Here is a 16,785-nt window from a genome sequence, read left to right as displayed (position 1 = left end):
TTGCATTTCCGCCGCGCACGGCTTATCTCAAGGGCGATTTGCAACGGGAACTGGGCCACCGATGAACTGGATCACCAATTACGTGCGTCCGCGCATCAACTCGATCTTCTCGCGCCGCGAGATCCCCGAGAACCTCTGGACCAAGTGCGACGAGTGCGGAACCATGCTGTTCCACCGCGAACTGCGCGAGAACCTCAACGTCTGCACCTCCTGCGGCCACCACATGGCGATCACCCCGCGCGACCGCTTCACCGCGCTGTTCGACGGCGGCACCTTCACGCAAGTCTCCGTGCCCCAGCCCACCGCCGACCCGCTGCAATTCCGCGACCAGAAAAAATACCCCGACCGCCTGCGCGCCGCGCAAAAGGCGACCGGCGAGACCGAGGCAATGCTGGTGGCCTCGGGCGAGATCGGCCGCACCCCCATCGTCGCGGCGGCGCAGGATTTCTCGTTCATGGCCGGGTCCATGGGCATGTATGTCGGCAACGCCATCATTGCCGCCGCCGAGGAAGCGGTGAAACTCAAGCGCCCCCTCGTGCTCTTCTCCGCCGCCGGCGGCGCCCGCATGCAGGAAGGCATCCTGTCGCTGATGCAGATGCCCCGCACCACCGTCGCCGTGCAGATGCTGAAAGAGGCCGGCCTGCCCTATATCGTCGTCCTGACCCACCCCACCACGGGCGGCGTCACCGCGTCCTACGCCATGCTGGGCGACGTGCATATCGCCGAGCCGGGCGCGCTCATCTGCTTCGCCGGCCCCCGCGTCATCGAACAGACCATCCGCGAAAAACTGCCCGAGGGCTTCCAGCGCGCCGAATACCTGCTCGACCACGGGATGCTGGATCGCGTCACCGCGCGCGGCCAGATGCGCACCGAGCTCATCACCATCCTGCGCATGTTGCTGAACCTGCCGCCCGCCGTCACCGCCGACCTTCCCGCGCCGGAACTTCCAATCGAGGAAGAGCTTGAAAGCGCACCGCAACCGGACACGGACGAAGCGCAGACCGCGGACGACTCCGAGAAATGACCGCCCCCACATCGGACGTCATCCTCGACCGGATGATGGCGCTGCATCCCAAGATCATCGACCTCACGCTCGACCGCGTCTGGCGCCTGCTTCAGGCTCTGGGCAACCCGCAGGAAGCGCTGCCCCCGGTCATCCACATCGCCGGCACCAACGGCAAAGGCTCCACCCTTGCCATGATCCGCGCCGGCATCGAAGGCGCAGGCAAGACGGCCCACGCCTACACCTCGCCGCATCTCGCCCGCTTCCACGAACGCATCCGCCTGGCCGGCGATCTCATCACCGAACCGCACCTGACCGAAGTGCTCGATGAATGCTACGCCGCCAATGGTGGCGAGCCGATCACCTATTTCGAGATCACCACCTGCGCCGCCCTCCTCGCCATGTCCCGCACCCCCGCAGACTACACCCTGCTGGAGGTCGGCCTGGGCGGACGGCTTGACGCCACCAATGTCGTCGCCACCCCAGCGCTCACCATCATCACGCCCGTTTCGATGGACCACGAGCAATACCTGGGCGACACGCTGGCCAAGATCGCGATTGAGAAGGCCGGCATCCTCAAGCGCGGCGTTCCTTGCGTCGTCGGCCCGCAGGACGAAGAAGGCATGGACGCCATCGAAGCCGCTGCCCAACGTCTGGGCGCGCCCCTTCTGGCCCACGGCCAGCACTGGCACGTCACCACCGAGCGCGGGCGTCTGATCTACCAGGACGAAACCGGCCTCCGCGACCTGCCCCTGCCCAACCTGCCCGGCGCGCACCAGTATGAAAACGCCGGCGCTGCCCTCGCCGCCCTGCGTCACCTGCAACTGGGCGACGCCGCACTGGAAGCGGCGGTCACCAACGCCCACTGGCCCGCCCGGATGCAGCGCCTCTCCACCGGCCCCCTGGCCGAGGCGGCACCCCAGGCCGAGCTCTGGCTCGACGGCGGCCACAACCCCGCCGCGGGCCGCGCGCTGGCCGCGCACCTGGCCTCGCTGCCGCCCCGCCCGACGCACCTGATCTGCGGCATGCTTAACACCAAGGATATCTCGGGTTACCTCTCGCCGCTCGCGGGCGTGGCCCAAAGCCTCACCGCCATCTCCATCCCCGGCGAGGCCAACACCCTGCCCGCCGACGCCACCGCCGCCGCCGCCGCCAACGCGGGCCTGCCGTCAGGCACCGCCGCCAGCGCCCGCGCCGCCATCGAGGATATCGCCGCGAAAGACCCCACCGCCCGCATACTCATCTGCGGCTCGCTCTACCTCGCCGGCGCCATCCTGCGCGAAAACGGCTGATTTTGGCCCCGCCCCGGACCTGATCCGGGACCTCGTAGGGTGGGTGAAAACCCACGCGGCGCGCCAACGTCACCCCTGCCGCGCGGTCTCCTCGGCCAACAACGCCTCCAACCCCGCCTTGTAATCGGGATACCTCAACACCACCCCCAACTCGTCCTTGATCCGGCTGTTGTCCACGCGCTTGGACTCCGCGTAGAACGACCGCGCCATCGGGCTCATGTCGGCCTCCTCGAAATCCACCGCCAGCGGCAGCGGCAGGCCCAAGAGTTCCGCCGCATAGCCGATCACATCCTGCGGCGGCGCCGGATCGTCGTCGCAGACGTTATAGGCCGCGCCCGGATTGGGCCGGTTGATCGACGCCTCCAGCACCTGCGCGATATCCTCCACATGGGTCCGGCTGAACACCTGGCCTTGCTTGATGATCCGCCGCGCCGTCCCGCGGCGCACCTTCTCGAACGGCCCGCGCCCCGGGCCATAGATCCCCGCCAGCCGGAAGATATGCAGCGGCAGGCCCGGTATCGCCGCCCACGCCGCCTCCGCCACGACGCGCTTCTGCCCCCGCTCGGTCGACGGCTCCAGCGGGCTCGCTTCGTCCACCCAGTCGCCCTCGTGATCGCCGTAGACCCCCGTGGTCGACAGGTACCCGGCCCAGTCCAGCCGTCCCGCAATGGCCGCGATATCGTCGCCCAGCGCGTTCAGCACCGGATCGCCATCCTCGCCCGGACTGACGGACGTCAGCAGATGCGTCGCCGCCCCCAGCGCCTCCGACAGGTCGCTTCCGGGCCAGACCACGCCCTCCACGCCCTCGTCCCGCAGCGCCTCGGCCTTCTCGGCGCTTCGGGTCGTGCCGATCACCCGCCAGCCCTGCGGCACCAGCCGCCGCGCCAGCGCCCGCGCCGAAAACCCGTGCCCGAAGGACAGCAACACCTTGCCCATGCGTTTCTCCTATGCCTCTCCGCCCGATATATCCTGCAAGGGCCGCGACGCCACCCAGGCATAGCCGTTCTCGCACAGAATGGTGGTCTCGCGCAGGCCGTGCGGCTTGTCCGTCGGCGGCTGCAACACGTGCCCGCCCGCCGCCTCGGCCTTGTCCGCCGCCTCATCCGGGTCACTGTCAAACAGGTGGATCTGCGCCCCCGCCCCGCGTGGGCCGCTTTCGGGCAACAGCCCCAGCGCGGGATGACTGCCATAGGTCCCGTCCGCATGTAGCTGCATCAGCTGATCGCCATAGACCATGATCGCGAAATCCCCGCTCACCCGGTGTCCTGTCATCCCGAACACCGCCTCCAGGAACGCCACCTCGCGCGGCACGTCCCGCACCAGCAGGTTCAGGCCCATCCCCCGCAGCGACGCACCGAACACCTCCGGCTTGACCGTCTCGAAATCCATGACCCTCTCCCTTGCGCCCACAAATCCGCGCCAGCTTGCGAACCGTCCCCCGCTCTGTCAACGTGCCCCGCAAAAGTTGAATGTATCGGGTACACCATGGCTCATACCGCCGATGACGGCCGCTACCACAGTCCAGAGGCCCCGGCGCCGCAGAACTTCACCGAGGCCGCGGCGGCCGTGGATCACCTGGTGGCGCTCTACGACGACGCGGTAAGCTTCCTGTGCGAGGCGTTCCAGGCCGCGATGCTGAACGGTCAGCCGTCGCGCCCCGTGCGCGCCTTCTACCCCGAGATCCGCATCAGCACCTCCAGCTATGCCAAGATCGACAGCCGCCTCAGCTTCGGCCACCTGGCCGAACCGGGCACCTATGCCACCACGGTCACCCGGCCGCGCATGTTCCGCAACTACCTCGAACAGCAGATCGGCCTTCTGCTCCACAACCACGATGTGCCGGTGACAATCGGTGTGTCCGACACCCCGATGCCGGTGCATTTCGCCGTCGCCAACGATGCCTCGATCACCGTCCCGCAACAGGGCGCCGCCGACTTTACCCTGCGCGACTATTTCGACGTGCCGGACCTGTCGACCACCAATGACGACATCGTCAACGGCACCTATACCGTCATGCAGCAAAGCCCCGCGCCGCTTGCCCCCTTCACGGCGCAGCGCGTGGACTATTCGCTCGCGCGGCTCGCCCATTACACCGCCACCGCGCCCGAGCATTTCCAGAACCACGTCCTCTTTACCAACTACCAATTCTACGTCGCCGAGTTCGAGGCCTATGCCCGCAAGGTCCTGGCCAATCCCGACAGCGGCTACGACAGCTTCGTCGGCCCCGGCGACGCGACCATTACCGGCCCCGACGACGTGCTGCGCCCCACCACCAAGCTGCCGCAGATGCCCACCTACCATCTCAAGCGCAAGGGCAGCAGCGGCATCACCCTGGTCAATATCGGCGTCGGCCCGTCCAACGCCAAGACGGCGACCGACCATATCGCCGTCCTGCGCCCCCATGCCTGGATCATGGTCGGCCATTGCGCGGGCCTCAGGAATTCCCAGTCGCTGGGCGATTTCGTCCTCGCCCATGCGTATCTGCGCGAGGACGCGGTGCTCGACGCCGACCTGCCCGCCTGGGTGCCGATTCCGGCGCTCGCCGAGGTGCAGATCGCGCTGGAAAAGGCCGTCGCCGCCGAAACCCAACTGGAAGGCTACGAGCTCAAGAGCGTCATGCGCACCGGCACCGTCGCCAGCTTCGACAACCGCAACTGGGAGTTGCGCGACCAGTCCGGCCCGGTCCAGCGCCTTTCGCAATCCCGCGCCATCGCGCTCGACATGGAAAGCGCCACAATCGCCGCCAACGGCTTTCGCTTCCGGGTGCCCTACGGCACGCTGCTCTGCGTGTCGGACAAGCCCCTGCACGGCGAGCTGAAATTGCCCGGCATGGCCAGCGATTTCTACAAGACCCAGGTCTCGCGCCACCTCATGATCGGCATCCACGCGATGGAGCATATCCGCGACATGCCGCTGGAACGCATCCACAGCCGCAAGCTGCGCAGCTTTGATGAGACCGCGTTCCTCTAGGCTCCCCCAAACCACGAGGAAGACGCGTCCCGGACCCGATCCGGGACCTCCCTGCCGTTAGCGCATCCGGTGAACACGGGGCGGAGACCCGCAAATCCCCTACGGCACCGCTTTGCTTACATAAATTGAAAAAACTCGCGCCGACTCGCCTTTTGCGTCTACGCTTGTCGAATTCCGATCCGGAATGACACGACAGGAGAGAACAATGTCAAAAAAACTGGTCCTGGGATTTGACGACAGTGAAAGCGCCAAGGCGGCTCTCGACTTCGCAACCACCCTGGCAAAGGCACAAGGTGCGGAAGTCATCGTCGCCCATGTGCTGGAATGGTCACCCTATTCCTTTCTCACCAAGGAAGAGCTCGAGGAACGGCACATGCGCCGCAAGGAGGAACTGGCCCGCGCCGAGGACGCGCTGCTCAAGCCTGTCCTGAAGAAACTGTCCGACGCCGGTATCACCGCGACGACGGTCCTGCGCTACGGCCATATCGCCGACACGCTGGTCGAGATCATCAACGAGAACAAGGCCGAGATGATCGTCATCGGCCGCACCGGCCATTCGGCGCTGTCGTCGCGCCTCTTCGGCTCGGTTGCGGGCAGCCTGGCACAGGCAGCCCCCGTGCCGGTCACCATTGTACCGTGATCATGCGCCACGCATTCAACGACAAAAAAATCGAGGGACACAGATGAAACAATCACTCAAGACGCCCCTGGCGGCGCTCTTCGCCCTGCTGGCGCTCAGCGCCCCGGCCCTGGCGCAGACCATCGACGAAACCGTCAACGAGATATTCGCCAACTCCACCGGCTGGTTCGTCAGCCTGATCTTCTCCGACTTCCCCGGCACCAGTTTCCCCTGGATCGTGGGCTGGCTGGTCATCGCGGCCACCGTCTTCACCATCTATTTCGGCGTGGTGCAGTTCCGCTGGGTCGGCCACTCCATCGCGCTCGTGAAAGGCGACTATTCCGATCCCAACGACGCGGGCGAGGTCAGCCACTTCCAGGCGCTGGCCACGGCGCTTTCGGGCACGGTGGGCCTTGGCAACATCGCGGGCGTCGCGGTCGCCGTCGGCATCGGTGGTCCGGGGGCCACGTTCTGGATGATCCTTGCCGGTCTCATGGGCATGGCGTCCAAGTTCACCGAATGTACGCTCGGCGTGAAATACCGCAACGAATACCCCGACGGCAAAGTCTCGGGCGGCCCGATGTACTACCTGTCGAAAGGCTTCAAGGAGCGTGGCATCTTCGGCGGCGGCATCCTGGCCGTTCTCTTCTCGATCTTCTGTATTCTCGGCGCGCTTGGCGGCGGCAACATGTTCCAGGCCAACCAGGCCCACGCGCAGCTCTCGAACGTGCTGGGCGAGTACCCCGGCTGGATCACCGGCCTCGTCATGGCGTCGGTCGTCTTCGCCGTGATCGTCGGCGGGCTGAAATCCATCGCCAAGGTCACCGAAAAGGTCGTGCCCTTCATGGGCATCCTCTATGTCGGCACCGCGATCATCATCATCGCGATGAACTACGACCAGATCGGCACCGCCTTCGGGCGCATCTTCGAGGGCGCCTTTACCGGCCTCGGCGTCGCCGGCGGCATGGTCGGCGCGCTGATCCAGGGCTTCCGCCGCGCCGCGTTCTCGAACGAGGCGGGCGTGGGCTCTGCCGCCATCGCTCACTCGGCGGTGCGCACCAAGGAGCCGATCACCGAAGGCTTCGTCTCGCTGCTCGAGCCGTTCATCGACACGGTGGTGGTCTGCACCATGACCGCGCTGGTGATCATCATCACCGATCAGCTGATCACCGACCCCGAAACCGGCCTCTTCGTGCTGAACGAGGCGGGCACCGCGATCCAGACCGTGGGCGACAACACCGGCGTCGCGCTCACCTCGGCGGCCTTCTCGTCCTCGATCGACGGGTTCAAGTACGTCCTGGCGCTGGCGGTGATCCTCTTCGCTTTCTCCACGATGCTCAGCTGGTCCTATTACGGCCTCAAGGCCTGGACCTACCTCTTCGGCGAGGGCCAGACGAAAGAGCTGATCTTCAAGCTGATCTTCTGCCTCTTCGTGGTGATCGGCGCGGCCTCCAGCCTCGGCCCGGTGATCGACTTCTCCGACGCGGCGATCTTCGCCATGGCGGTGGTCAACGTTCTGGGCCTCTACTTCCTGATGCCGATCGTCAAGCGCGAGCTGCAAAGCTACGCCTCGCGCCTGCGCTCGGGCGAGATCAAGAAGTACAAGTAACCCGCGGCGGTCCCGTGACCCGGGACCGCCCCACCAACGACACCGCCCTCGCAGGCTCTGCGGGGGCGGTTTTGCATTGGCGGCTTGCCAGTGCCACGATGCGTGGATTTGCCTTCACGCCAAGCGAACAGTCGTTGCGAGCGACCCACGCGCAACGTGCGGTTCGATCGCAGTTCGCGATACCGGGCTTGCACATGCAACGGACGGCGCGCGGCAGCACGTGCCGTTCGGCAGTCTTTCGCGTCCGAACAGGACTTCAACTGCGTGACCCGGTTGTCAAAGCGAAATCCGTCCGTTAGAGACGTACTGTTATGTAATAACATCTATATTCATGGGGTCGCAGACCCCGTCAACACAGGAGCCTCTCATGCAACAGACATTCGCCATATGCGTTGCCGCCGTCGCCACCGGCGCATTGCTCGTGCTTTCCGCGCCGGCGTTCGCCCAAAGCGACAGCACACATGACCACGATCACGATCATTCCGAAGAACACGATCACTCCGAAAAGCACGACCACGGTGACGACAAGGTCTACAAAGGTTACTTCGAGGATGACCAGATCGAGGACCGCACCCTCTCGGACTGGGAAGGTGACTGGCAATCGGTCTACCCGCTGCTGCAGGACGGAACGCTCGACCCCGTCATGGCGCACAAGGCCGAGCACGGCGACAAGACGGCGGCCGAATACACCGACTACTACCAGACCGGCTATGCGACCGAGGTCGACCGTATCCTCATCGAAGGTGACAGCGTGACCTTCTTCGAGGACGGCACCCCGCTTCAGGGCCGCTATGCCAACGACGGCTACGAAGTGCTGACCTACAAGGCCGGCAACCGCGGTGTCCGCTACATCTTCGAAAAGAGCGGTGGCGACGCCGGGGCGCCCGCCTTCATCCAGTTCAGCGACCATGCCATCGCTCCGCAGGATGCCGGACACTTCCACCTCTACTGGGGAGACGACCGGGCGACGTTGCTCGAGGAAGTCAACAATTGGCCAACCTACTACCCCGCCGAACTCAGCGGCGCGGACGTGGCTGAAGAAATGATGGCCCACTGAAACGGGTCAATGCGTGCGGTCGGACAGGGCCGCACGCCCTCCAGGCCCCGATCCGACACAGCGGCGACCCGCAATAGAAGCGGCGCAATCTGACCCGGCTCATTGCCATGAAATCCGGCGACAGAACGTGGCAGAGACGGTCGCCCGAACCGTCGCGGCGATCCGCTGACTCCGCACCCGCAAAACGGACGTGCCGCGTGGGCAGACCCTGTGTACCGATGTCGATGCAGACGCCCTTGCATCCGGCACCACGTCGACATCCCCGTCCGGCCAAAGCCCCTGGCCGCCGCCTCACCCGGTCACACCTCGACCGTCACCCGCGTGCCCTGCTCCAGCGTCTCGACCGACAGCTCCGCCTCCAGCGATTGCGTCAGCGCCACGACGATGCTGCCGCCCACGCCGGGCTTTCCCCTGTCCCCGGTCGTATCCAGCGCCCCGTCGTGATCCTCCGCCCGCTCACGCTGTGTCTCGATGCTGGCCGCGCCGAACGGCCAGTTGCTGCCTTCCGGCAACCCGATTCCGTCATCCTCGACCGACAGGCGCAAGCCCTGCGCGCCGGTCCGCTGGAACCGCACCTCGACCGTGCCGGTCGACCGGCCTTTGAACGCATGCTCGAATGTGTTGGTCAGAAACTCCGACAACAGCAGCCCCAGCCGAGCCGCCTGGTCGACCGGCAACGACACCTCGTCGCACTCCACGTTCACCCGTATCGCCCCGCGCGGCTCCAGGCTGGACACCACCGACGCGATCCGGCTCAGATAGGCGCCTGTCTCTATCTTTTCGCTGTTTCCGCCGCTCAGCAGTTCGTCATACAGAACCGACAGCGCCTCGATCCGGCGGCCGATCGCCTTCAGCGACTCCTCGGTGACATCTTGGCGGGCCTGGATGCGGATCATGCTGACGATCATCGCCAGGTGGTTCTTCACCCTGTGCTGCAACTCGCGCAGCAGCCCCAGCGTCGCGTCCTCCTGCTCCGGCATCCCCACGGTCTGCGGAATTTCGCGCTGAAGGCCGAAAAACCCGGTCAGCGCGCCGTCGCTGCCGTGGATCGGCGCCACCAGCAACTGGTTGCGAAACGCCGTGCCATCGGCCCGGTGGTTGGTGATCACGACCTCGAATTCCTCTGCCGACTCCAGCCCTGTCCGAAGCTTCTGGACATCCGCCGCATCGGTCTCTTCACCCTGCAGGAAGCGGCAGTTCCGCCCGATCGCGTACCGTCGGCTGTAAAGCGTCAGGGACTCGAAGGCGGAATTGACATAGGTGATCGGATTGTCGTCCAGCCTCGGATCGGTCAGCACCATGGACAACGGCGAAAGCCGTATCGCGTGCTCGACCTCGTTCTCGCCCATTTCCATGTCGTCCGGCTTCATCCTGTTGCAACTCCCGCCAACCAGCCTCATCCTGAAGCAACAGGAAAAGCTCCGTCGACCGTACAGGATGGATCGTTCATTTTCTGTACGCTACCGCACCTCAAATTGAGAGGTCAACCACCGCTTCTCTTATCGGGAAGCAGGTCCGCATTGGCCGAACGCACAAGGTCATAACACTCGCAACTTGCCCCGCGCAGCCCCTTGATATCGGTGATCTTAAGGCGCCCGCGCGCATACTTTATCAGCCCCTGCGACTGCAGGTCCAGCGCGGCGTTGGTCACCGTCGCACGCCGCACGCCGAGCATATGCGCCAGAAAGTCGTGGGTCAGCCGCATCTCGTTGCCGTCGGTCCGGTCGCCCATCGTCAGCAGCCACCGCGCCAGCCGCGGCTTGGCCTCGTGCGCCGCGTTGCACGCGCCGGAGACCATCGCCTGGTACAGAACCGACTGCACGACCGAAAAGAGAGCGTTCTCGAAATCCCGATACTCGGATTTCAACTCCCGGAACCGCTCTGCCGGCAAGCGCAGCGCCCGGCCCGCGATCTGCACCTCGTCCGCCGCCAGTTGCCTTGGATTTCGCAGGATCAGGTTTAACGCGCTGCACGCCTCGCGTCCCACATTCGCCATCTCGACCCCGCTCCCGTCGCTGTAGGACGCCAGCGTGGAAATCACCGCGGTCTCGGGAAAATAGACGGCCGAGGTCACATCGCCCATCCGGTGCAGGACATCTCCGGCCTCCAGCGTCACGGGCTCGCACCGCGCGCCGACCGCCTCACGCGTCGTCGCGCTCAACGTGCGCAGGACCCTGTTGTTCGTCGCGAAGGACATGTCGGGCAAACGCACGGCGTACCTACATGGTTCACCGTCAGGCCGGGATCGGGTCGCGGACCGCAAGACACGCCTTGCATCCCGCCCGTTATTTCAATATTTCATGAATTATGGAAACACTGATTCCCCACCGGCTCGCCACTCTCGGCCATCCCCAGCGCATGGCGGTCTTCCGCCTTCTGATGCGGCGCTACCCCGATGCCGTCCCGGCCACCGAACTGGCCCGCGCGCTCGACCTCAAGCCCAACACGCTGTCCACCTACGTGAACGCGCTGGTGCAGGCCGGGCTGATCACACGCACGCGGCAGGGCACCTCCCTGCGCTACAGCGTCGACATGACAGCGATGCGACAAACCCTCGACTATCTCATCGGCGACTGCTGCCGCGGCCGACCCGATGCCTGTTCCCTCACCTCCCTGCACACCCTTCTCGGAGTTCCCCAAATGACCGACCGAAAATACAACGTGCTCTTCATCTGCACCGGCAATTCCGCCCGCTCGATCTTTGCCGAAAGCCTCCTGCGCGCCGAGGCCGGCGACCGCTTCAACGCCTATTCGGCAGGCACCAAACCCCGGTCCGAACTGAACCCCTTCGCGCTCGACGTGCTGCAACAGAAAGGCCACGACACCTCGGTGCTCGAGGCCAAGAACGTGTCCGTCTTCCAAGGCCCCGACGCCCCTAAATTCGACTTCGTCTTCACCGTCTGCGACCAGGCCGCGAACGAGGATTGCCCGGCCTGGACCGGCCAGCCCGTCAGCGCCCACTGGGGGATGCCCGACCCTGTGAAGGCCGACGGCACCGACGCGCAAAAGGCGCTCGCCTTCCAACAGGCCTATGGCGCGCTTCAGAACCGCATCAAGGCGTTTACAAGCTTGTCACTCGACAGTCTCGACCGGATTTCCCTGCAAAAAGCCGTGGATGACATCGCCAACATCAACAGCGGAGCCTCCGCATGACCACCTACGCCGTCAACGGGCTGGGCCGCATCGGCAAGCTGATCCTGAAGCCGCTGCTGGAACGCGGCGCGAATATCGCATGGATCAACGACGCCGTGGGCGACCCGGAAATGCATGCGCATCTTCTGGAATTCGACACCGTGCATGGCCGCTGGGACGCCGAGTTTGCCCATGACACCGACAGCGTCACCATCGACGGCACCCGCCTGCCCTTCATCGGCACCAAGGACCTCTCGGCCCTGCCGCTCGACGGTATCGACGTGGTCATCGACTGCACCGGCGTCTACAAGACCGAGGCCAAGCTCGCCCCCTATTTCGACGCCGGCGTGAAAAAGGTGATCGTCTCCGCCCCGGTCAAGGACGGCGACGCGGCCAACATCGTCATGGGCGTCAACGACGAGATCTACGACGCCGCCCGCCACCGCATCGTCACCGCCGCCAGCTGCACCACCAACTGCCTCGCCCCCGTGGTCAAGGTCATTCACGAGAACCTGCGGATCAGGCACGGCTCCATGACCACGATCCACGACGTCACCAACACGCAGACCATTGTCGACCGCCCCGCCAAGGACCTGCGCCGCGCCCGCTCGGCGCTGAACTCCCTGATCCCGACGACCACCGGCAGCGCCACCGCCATCACGCTGATCTACCCCGAACTCAAGGGCCGCCTGAACGGCCACGCCGTCCGCGTGCCGCTCCTCAACGCCTCGATCACCGACTGCGTCTTCGAGGTCGAGCGCGAGACCACCGCCGAAGAGGTCAACAGCTTCTTCAAGGCCGCGTCCGAAGGCTCGCTGAAAAACATCCTCGGCTACGAGGAACGCCCGCTCGTCTCCGCCGACTACACCAACGACACCCGCTCGGGCATCGTCGACGCGCCCTCCACCATGGTCGTCAACGGCACCCACGTGAAGATCTACGCGTGGTACGACAACGAGATGGGCTATGCCCATCGCCTAGTCGACGTCGCCCTGATGGTCGGCGCTTCGCTGTGACACAGGCCTCCGCCCGCCCAGAGGGCCTCTCCGCCTACATCGCCGTCACTGCGGCCTATTGGGCCTTCATGCTCACCGATGGCGCGTTGCGGATGCTGGTGCTGCTCCATTTCCACACGCTCGGCTTTTCGCCTGTCCAACTGGCCTATCTCTTCGTCCTCTATGAGATCGCCGGCATGGTCACCAACCTCGCCGCCGGCTGGATCGCCGCCCGCTTCGGCCTGACCTCCACCCTCTATGCCGGGCTTGGCATCCAGGTGCTGGCCCTGCTCGCCTTGACCCAGCTCGATCCCGAATGGGCCATCGGCCTCTCGGTCGCCTTCGTCATGGTCGTCCAAGGCGCCAGCGGCGTGGCCAAGGATCTCGCCAAGATGTCCTCCAAATCCGCCGTCAAGCTCCTCGCCCCCACAACCGGTGGCGGCCTCTTTCGCTGGGTCGCCGTGCTCACCGGCTCCAAGAACGCGGTCAAGGGCCTGGGCTTCCTTCTCGGCGCCGCGCTTTTGGCGCTCATCGGCTTCACCGGCGCCGTGCTCGGCATGGCCGCGATCCTCGCCCTCATCCTCGTGGCCGTCCTTCTCGCCATGCCCCCGGGCCTGCCCAAGGGCCGCAAGGGCGCCAAGTTCACCGAGGTCTTTTCCAAGTCCCCCAACGTCAACTGGCTGTCGGCGGCCCGCGTCTTCATCTTCGGCGCCCGCGACGTCTGGTTCGTCGTCGGCATCCCGATCTACTTCTACGCCGTGCTGTCGGACGGCACGGAAGAGGGCAACCGCGCCGCCTTCTTCCTCATCGGCACGTTCATGGCCGTCTGGGTCATCCTCTACGGCGCGGTCCAGGCCGCCGCCCCCCGCCTCCTGCGCGCCGCCTCCCGCCCCGAGTCCGATCTCGTCTCCGCTGCCCGTGGCTGGGCCTGGGCACTGGCCGCCGTCCCCGCCATCCTGACCGTCGCCGCGCTGGCCACGTCCGGCCCGCAGCCCTGGCTGACCGTCACCCTCGTCGCCGGCCTGCTGGTCTTCGGCGGCGTCTTCGCGGTCAACTCCTCGCTGCACTCCTACCTCATCCTCGCCTTCACCCGGGCCGAGCGGGTGACGATGGACGTGGGCTTCTACTACATGGCCAACGCCGGCGGTCGCCTTGCCGGCACCCTGCTCTCGGGTCTCACCTACCAGACGGGCGGCCTGCCCCTGATGCTCGGCACCGCGACCGCGATGGTCGCGGCCTCGGCGCTGGCCTCCGGCCGCCTCGATCCGGGCTTGGGCCGGGAACGCCCCGCCACCTAGCCTAAGCCTCCTCTCAACCGCGTACGGTCTGTTAAACCCGGCAGATCACGAAAGGCTCACCGTCGCGATACCACCCGGATACCGACGCGATACCGACGTGGGTTTTTGGCCCTCCCGGCCCCATTAACCATGTTTCATTGGCGATTCCCCGCCCGACATCCGGCATCGCCGATTGCGCGTTGAAGGTCCCTGAATCTTGTGTAAAACGGTCCGGACACCAAAAAAACAGGCCCAAAACGCCGAAATCGGCCTTGTTTTTCGACACTATTTGTTGTGTTTGCCTACAAGATACAGTTAAATCCCGCGCAGGAGGCCCAAGAAACGGGCAGTTGAAGGAGACCAGAAAATGGCAAAACCGATGACCAAAACCCAGCTCGTTGCGGCCCTCGCCGAGGAAATGGGCAGCGACAAGAAAACCGCCACCAGCGCCCTTGATGCCATGGTGGACATCATCACCAAGGAAGTATCCGGCGGCGGCGCCGTCACCCTTCCCGGCGTCGGCAAGATCTACTGCCGCGAGCGCCCGGCCCGCATGGTGCGCAACCCCGCCACCGGCGAGCAGATCCACAAGGATGCCGACAAGGTCGTCAAGATGACGATCGCCAAGGCCCTCAAGGACAGCGTCAACGGCTGACCTTGTAATCCTTTCAGGTTTCGGAAAGGGTCGCCCAACCGGCGGCCCTTTTCATTTCGAGGACGAGTAGAAGATGGATTTTCGCGCGCTTTTCATGGGGCTGGCCTTTGCCGTCATGTGGTCCAGCGCCTTCACATCCGCGCGCATCATCGTCGCCGCCGCACCGCCCGTCAGCGCGCTTGCGCTACGCTTCCTGATCTCGGGCCTGCTGGGCGTCTTGATCGCCCGCGCGCTGGGGCAATCCTGGCGCCTGACGCCTGCGCAATGGCGCGCCACGATCGTCTTCGGCCTGTGCCAGAACGCGCTCTACCTGGGCCTCAACTTCGTCGCCATGCAGACGGTCGAAGCCTCGCTTGCCGCCATCATCGCCTCCTCCATGCCGCTGCTCGTCGGCCTCGCCAGCTGGCTATTCCTCGGCCAGCGCGTCAGCGCGCTTGGCTTTGCCGGCCTCGCCGCGGGCATGGCCGGCGTCGCGCTGATCATGGGCACCCGGCTCCAGGGCGGCGCCGATCTCTACGGCGTCATGCTCTGCATCGGCGGTGTCGTGGCCCTCACCTTCGCCACCCTGATGGTGCGTGGCGCCACCTCGGGCGGCAACTTCCTGATGATCGTCGGCCTGCAAATGCTGGTCGGCAGCGCCGCTCTCGGCATTGTCGGGCTGTCCACGGAAACCCTTGAAATCGCCTGGTCCTGGCCCTTCATCGCCGCCTTCGCCTACACCACGCTGATCCCCGGCCTTGCCGCCACGCTGGTCTGGTTCGCGCTGGTCAACCGCATCGGCGCGGTCAAGGCCGCCACCTTCCACTTCCTCACCCCGTTCTTCGGCGTCACCATCGCCGCCCTCGTGCTTAACGAAGCATTAGGGTTCTGGGATATAATCGGCGTGCTGGTGGTCACCGCAGGCATTCTCGCCGTGCAGTTGTCGCGCCAGCAAGACACCTGAGCACCGGCCCGTCTCTTCCTCTGGCCGGAAATATCCTGGGGTGAGCATCGAAACTCCGTTTCGGCGCGAGGGGCAACGCCCCTCATCCTATCAAACCTGCGCGGCGCAGCCGCACAATTGACCTACCCGATCACGCCGCGCGGCCCGTCGCCGACCTGCCCGCGATGCAACAGCAGGTGGTCGAGCACGACACAGGCCATCATCGCCTCGGCCACCGGCACCGCGCGGATGCCCACGCAGGGGTCGTGCCGCCCCTTGGTGACCACCTCGGTCGCGCTGCCATCCATCCGGATCGACCGGCGCGGCGTCAGGATCGAGCTGGTGGGCTTCACGGCAAAGCGCACCACGATGTCCTGCCCGGTGGAGATCCCGCCCAGGATGCCGCCCGCATGGTTGCTGCCGTATTCCGGGCCGTTCTCGCCCATGAAGATTTCGTCGGCATTGTCGACGCCGGTCAAACTCGCCGCCGCCATGCCCTCGCCGATCTCGATGCCCTTGACGGCATTGATGCTCATCATCGCGGCGGCCAGATCCGTATCCAGCTTGCCATAGACCGGCGCGCCCAGCCCGGCGGGCGCCCCGCGGCACACCACCTCGATCTCGGCGCCGACCGAGTTCTGCGCCTTGCGGATCCCTTGCAGGTAATCCTCCCACACCGGCACCGCCCCGGCATCCGGCAGGAAGAAATCGTTGCGGTCGATCTCGGCCCAGTCGATCTCGTCCCGGTCGATCGTCACCTCGCCCATCCGGGTCATGTAGCCCTTGACCTCCAGGCCCGGCGCAAGGCTTGCCAGCGCCGCCCGCGCCAGCCCGCCAGCGGCCACCCGTGCGGCCGTCTCGCGGGCAGAACTGCGCCCGCCACCTCGATAATCGCGGATCCCGTATTTCTGGTGATAGGTGATGTCGGCATGGCCGGGCCGGAAGGTCTGGGCGATCTCGCCGTAATCCTTGGACCGCTGATCGGTATTCTCGATCATCAGCTGCACCGGCGTTCCCGTGGTCTGCCCTTCGAACACCCCCGACAGGATTTTGACCGCATCGGGTTCCTTGCGCTGCGTGGTGTGCTTGCTCTGTCCCGGGCGGCGCTTGTCGAGGAACTGCTGCAGAAACGCCTCGTCCACGGCGATGCCCGGCGGGCAACCATCCACGGTCGCGCCGAGGGCGGGCCCGTGACTTTCGCCCCAGGTGGTGACGCGAAACAGATGTCCGAACGTATTGAGGCTCATGCGGCTC

The 16,785-nt window shown here is 65.5% G+C and carries 16 protein-coding genes; 11 read left to right on the top strand and 5 right to left on the bottom strand.

Features of this window, described 5'->3' with window-relative positions:
* Positions 1-61: 61 nt before the first annotated feature.
* Together accD and ACQY4V_RS19155 are read left to right on the top strand one after the other, a co-directional pair.
* Positions 62-1,024: an acetyl-CoA carboxylase, carboxyltransferase subunit beta gene (accD, locus tag ACQY4V_RS19160; RefSeq protein WP_428514467.1), complete on the top strand. Its 963-nt coding sequence runs from the start codon at positions 62-64 to the stop codon at positions 1,022-1,024.
* Complete coding sequence (locus ACQY4V_RS19155; protein WP_428514465.1) at positions 1,021-2,295, top strand: bifunctional folylpolyglutamate synthase/dihydrofolate synthase; 1,275 nt, start codon at positions 1,021-1,023, stop codon at positions 2,293-2,295. Before accD ends, ACQY4V_RS19155 begins: the two co-directional genes overlap by 4 nt.
* A gap of 69 nt (positions 2,296-2,364) precedes the next feature.
* Here ACQY4V_RS19155 and ACQY4V_RS19150 read toward each other — a convergent pair whose 3' ends face one another.
* Entirely contained in the window at positions 2,365-3,231 is an 867-nt protein-coding gene (locus ACQY4V_RS19150) for an SDR family oxidoreductase (RefSeq protein WP_428514463.1), read from the bottom strand.
* 9 nt (positions 3,232-3,240) lie between these two features.
* The gene (locus ACQY4V_RS19145; protein ID WP_428514461.1) at positions 3,241-3,684 is read right to left on the bottom strand and encodes a VOC family protein; all 444 of its coding nucleotides are present in this window, start codon (positions 3,682-3,684) and stop codon (positions 3,241-3,243) included.
* 96 nt (positions 3,685-3,780) lie between these two features.
* On the opposite strand from ACQY4V_RS19145, the gene ACQY4V_RS19140 reads away from it, so the two are divergent.
* The 4 genes from ACQY4V_RS19140 to ACQY4V_RS19125 all read left to right on the top strand — a co-directional run bounded on the left by ACQY4V_RS19140 (position 3,781) and on the right by ACQY4V_RS19125 (position 8,550).
* Positions 3,781-5,265 (top strand): AMP nucleosidase, encoded by a 1,485-nt coding sequence (locus tag ACQY4V_RS19140; RefSeq protein WP_428514459.1) that lies wholly within the window; start codon positions 3,781-3,783, stop codon positions 5,263-5,265.
* A 205-nt stretch (positions 5,266-5,470) separates the two neighbouring features.
* Entirely contained in the window at positions 5,471-5,905 is a 435-nt protein-coding gene (locus tag ACQY4V_RS19135) for a universal stress protein (protein WP_428514457.1), read from the top strand.
* Between the two features lie 43 nt (positions 5,906-5,948).
* A complete protein-coding gene (locus tag ACQY4V_RS19130; RefSeq protein ID WP_428514455.1) occupies positions 5,949-7,493 on the top strand; it encodes an alanine/glycine:cation symporter family protein in 1,545 nt (514 codons plus the stop codon).
* 367 nt (positions 7,494-7,860) lie between these two features.
* The gene (locus tag ACQY4V_RS19125) at positions 7,861-8,550 is read left to right on the top strand and encodes a metal-binding protein ZinT (protein ID WP_428514453.1); all 690 of its coding nucleotides are present in this window, start codon (positions 7,861-7,863) and stop codon (positions 8,548-8,550) included.
* A gap of 299 nt (positions 8,551-8,849) precedes the next feature.
* Here ACQY4V_RS19125 and ACQY4V_RS19120 read toward each other — a convergent pair whose 3' ends face one another.
* A complete protein-coding gene (locus ACQY4V_RS19120; protein WP_428514451.1) occupies positions 8,850-9,920 on the bottom strand; it encodes a histidine kinase dimerization/phosphoacceptor domain -containing protein in 1,071 nt (356 codons plus the stop codon).
* Positions 9,921-10,033: 113 nt separating this feature from the next.
* Positions 10,034-10,762, bottom strand: coding sequence for a Crp/Fnr family transcriptional regulator (locus tag ACQY4V_RS19115; RefSeq protein WP_428514449.1), 729 nt, complete (start codon positions 10,760-10,762; stop codon positions 10,034-10,036).
* A gap of 95 nt (positions 10,763-10,857) precedes the next feature.
* On the opposite strand from ACQY4V_RS19115, the gene ACQY4V_RS19110 reads away from it, so the two are divergent.
* The 5 genes from ACQY4V_RS19110 to ACQY4V_RS19090 all read left to right on the top strand — a co-directional run bounded on the left by ACQY4V_RS19110 (position 10,858) and on the right by ACQY4V_RS19090 (position 15,552).
* Positions 10,858-11,703 carry a helix-turn-helix domain-containing protein gene (locus tag ACQY4V_RS19110; protein WP_428514447.1) on the top strand — a complete coding sequence of 282 codons (846 nt, stop codon included), beginning with the start codon at positions 10,858-10,860 and terminating at the stop codon, positions 11,701-11,703.
* On the top strand, positions 11,700-12,698 hold the full coding sequence (locus ACQY4V_RS19105; RefSeq protein ID WP_428514445.1) for an ArsJ-associated glyceraldehyde-3-phosphate dehydrogenase: 999 nt from the start codon (positions 11,700-11,702) through the stop codon (positions 12,696-12,698). Before ACQY4V_RS19110 ends, ACQY4V_RS19105 begins: the two co-directional genes overlap by 4 nt.
* A 68-nt stretch (positions 12,699-12,766) precedes the next feature.
* Entirely contained in the window at positions 12,767-13,975 is a 1,209-nt protein-coding gene (gene arsJ / locus ACQY4V_RS19100; protein ID WP_428517299.1) for an organoarsenical effux MFS transporter ArsJ, read from the top strand.
* Positions 13,976-14,321: 346 nt separating this feature from the next.
* Positions 14,322-14,609: an HU family DNA-binding protein gene (locus ACQY4V_RS19095; RefSeq protein ID WP_428514443.1), complete on the top strand. Its 288-nt coding sequence runs from the start codon at positions 14,322-14,324 to the stop codon at positions 14,607-14,609.
* 73 nt (positions 14,610-14,682) lie between these two features.
* The gene (locus ACQY4V_RS19090; protein WP_428514441.1) at positions 14,683-15,552 is read left to right on the top strand and encodes a DMT family transporter; all 870 of its coding nucleotides are present in this window, start codon (positions 14,683-14,685) and stop codon (positions 15,550-15,552) included.
* Positions 15,553-15,674: 122 nt separating this feature from the next.
* Here ACQY4V_RS19090 and aroC read toward each other — a convergent pair whose 3' ends face one another.
* On the bottom strand, positions 15,675-16,778 hold the full coding sequence (gene aroC, locus ACQY4V_RS19085; protein WP_428514439.1) for a chorismate synthase: 1,104 nt from the start codon (positions 16,776-16,778) through the stop codon (positions 15,675-15,677).
* Positions 16,779-16,785: the final 7 nt, after the last annotated feature.

The organism is Roseovarius sp., from assembly GCF_965277045.1.
Classification (GTDB): domain Bacteria; phylum Pseudomonadota; class Alphaproteobacteria; order Rhodobacterales; family Rhodobacteraceae; genus Roseovarius.
This window is presented reverse-complemented; position numbering and strand designations above follow the sequence as displayed.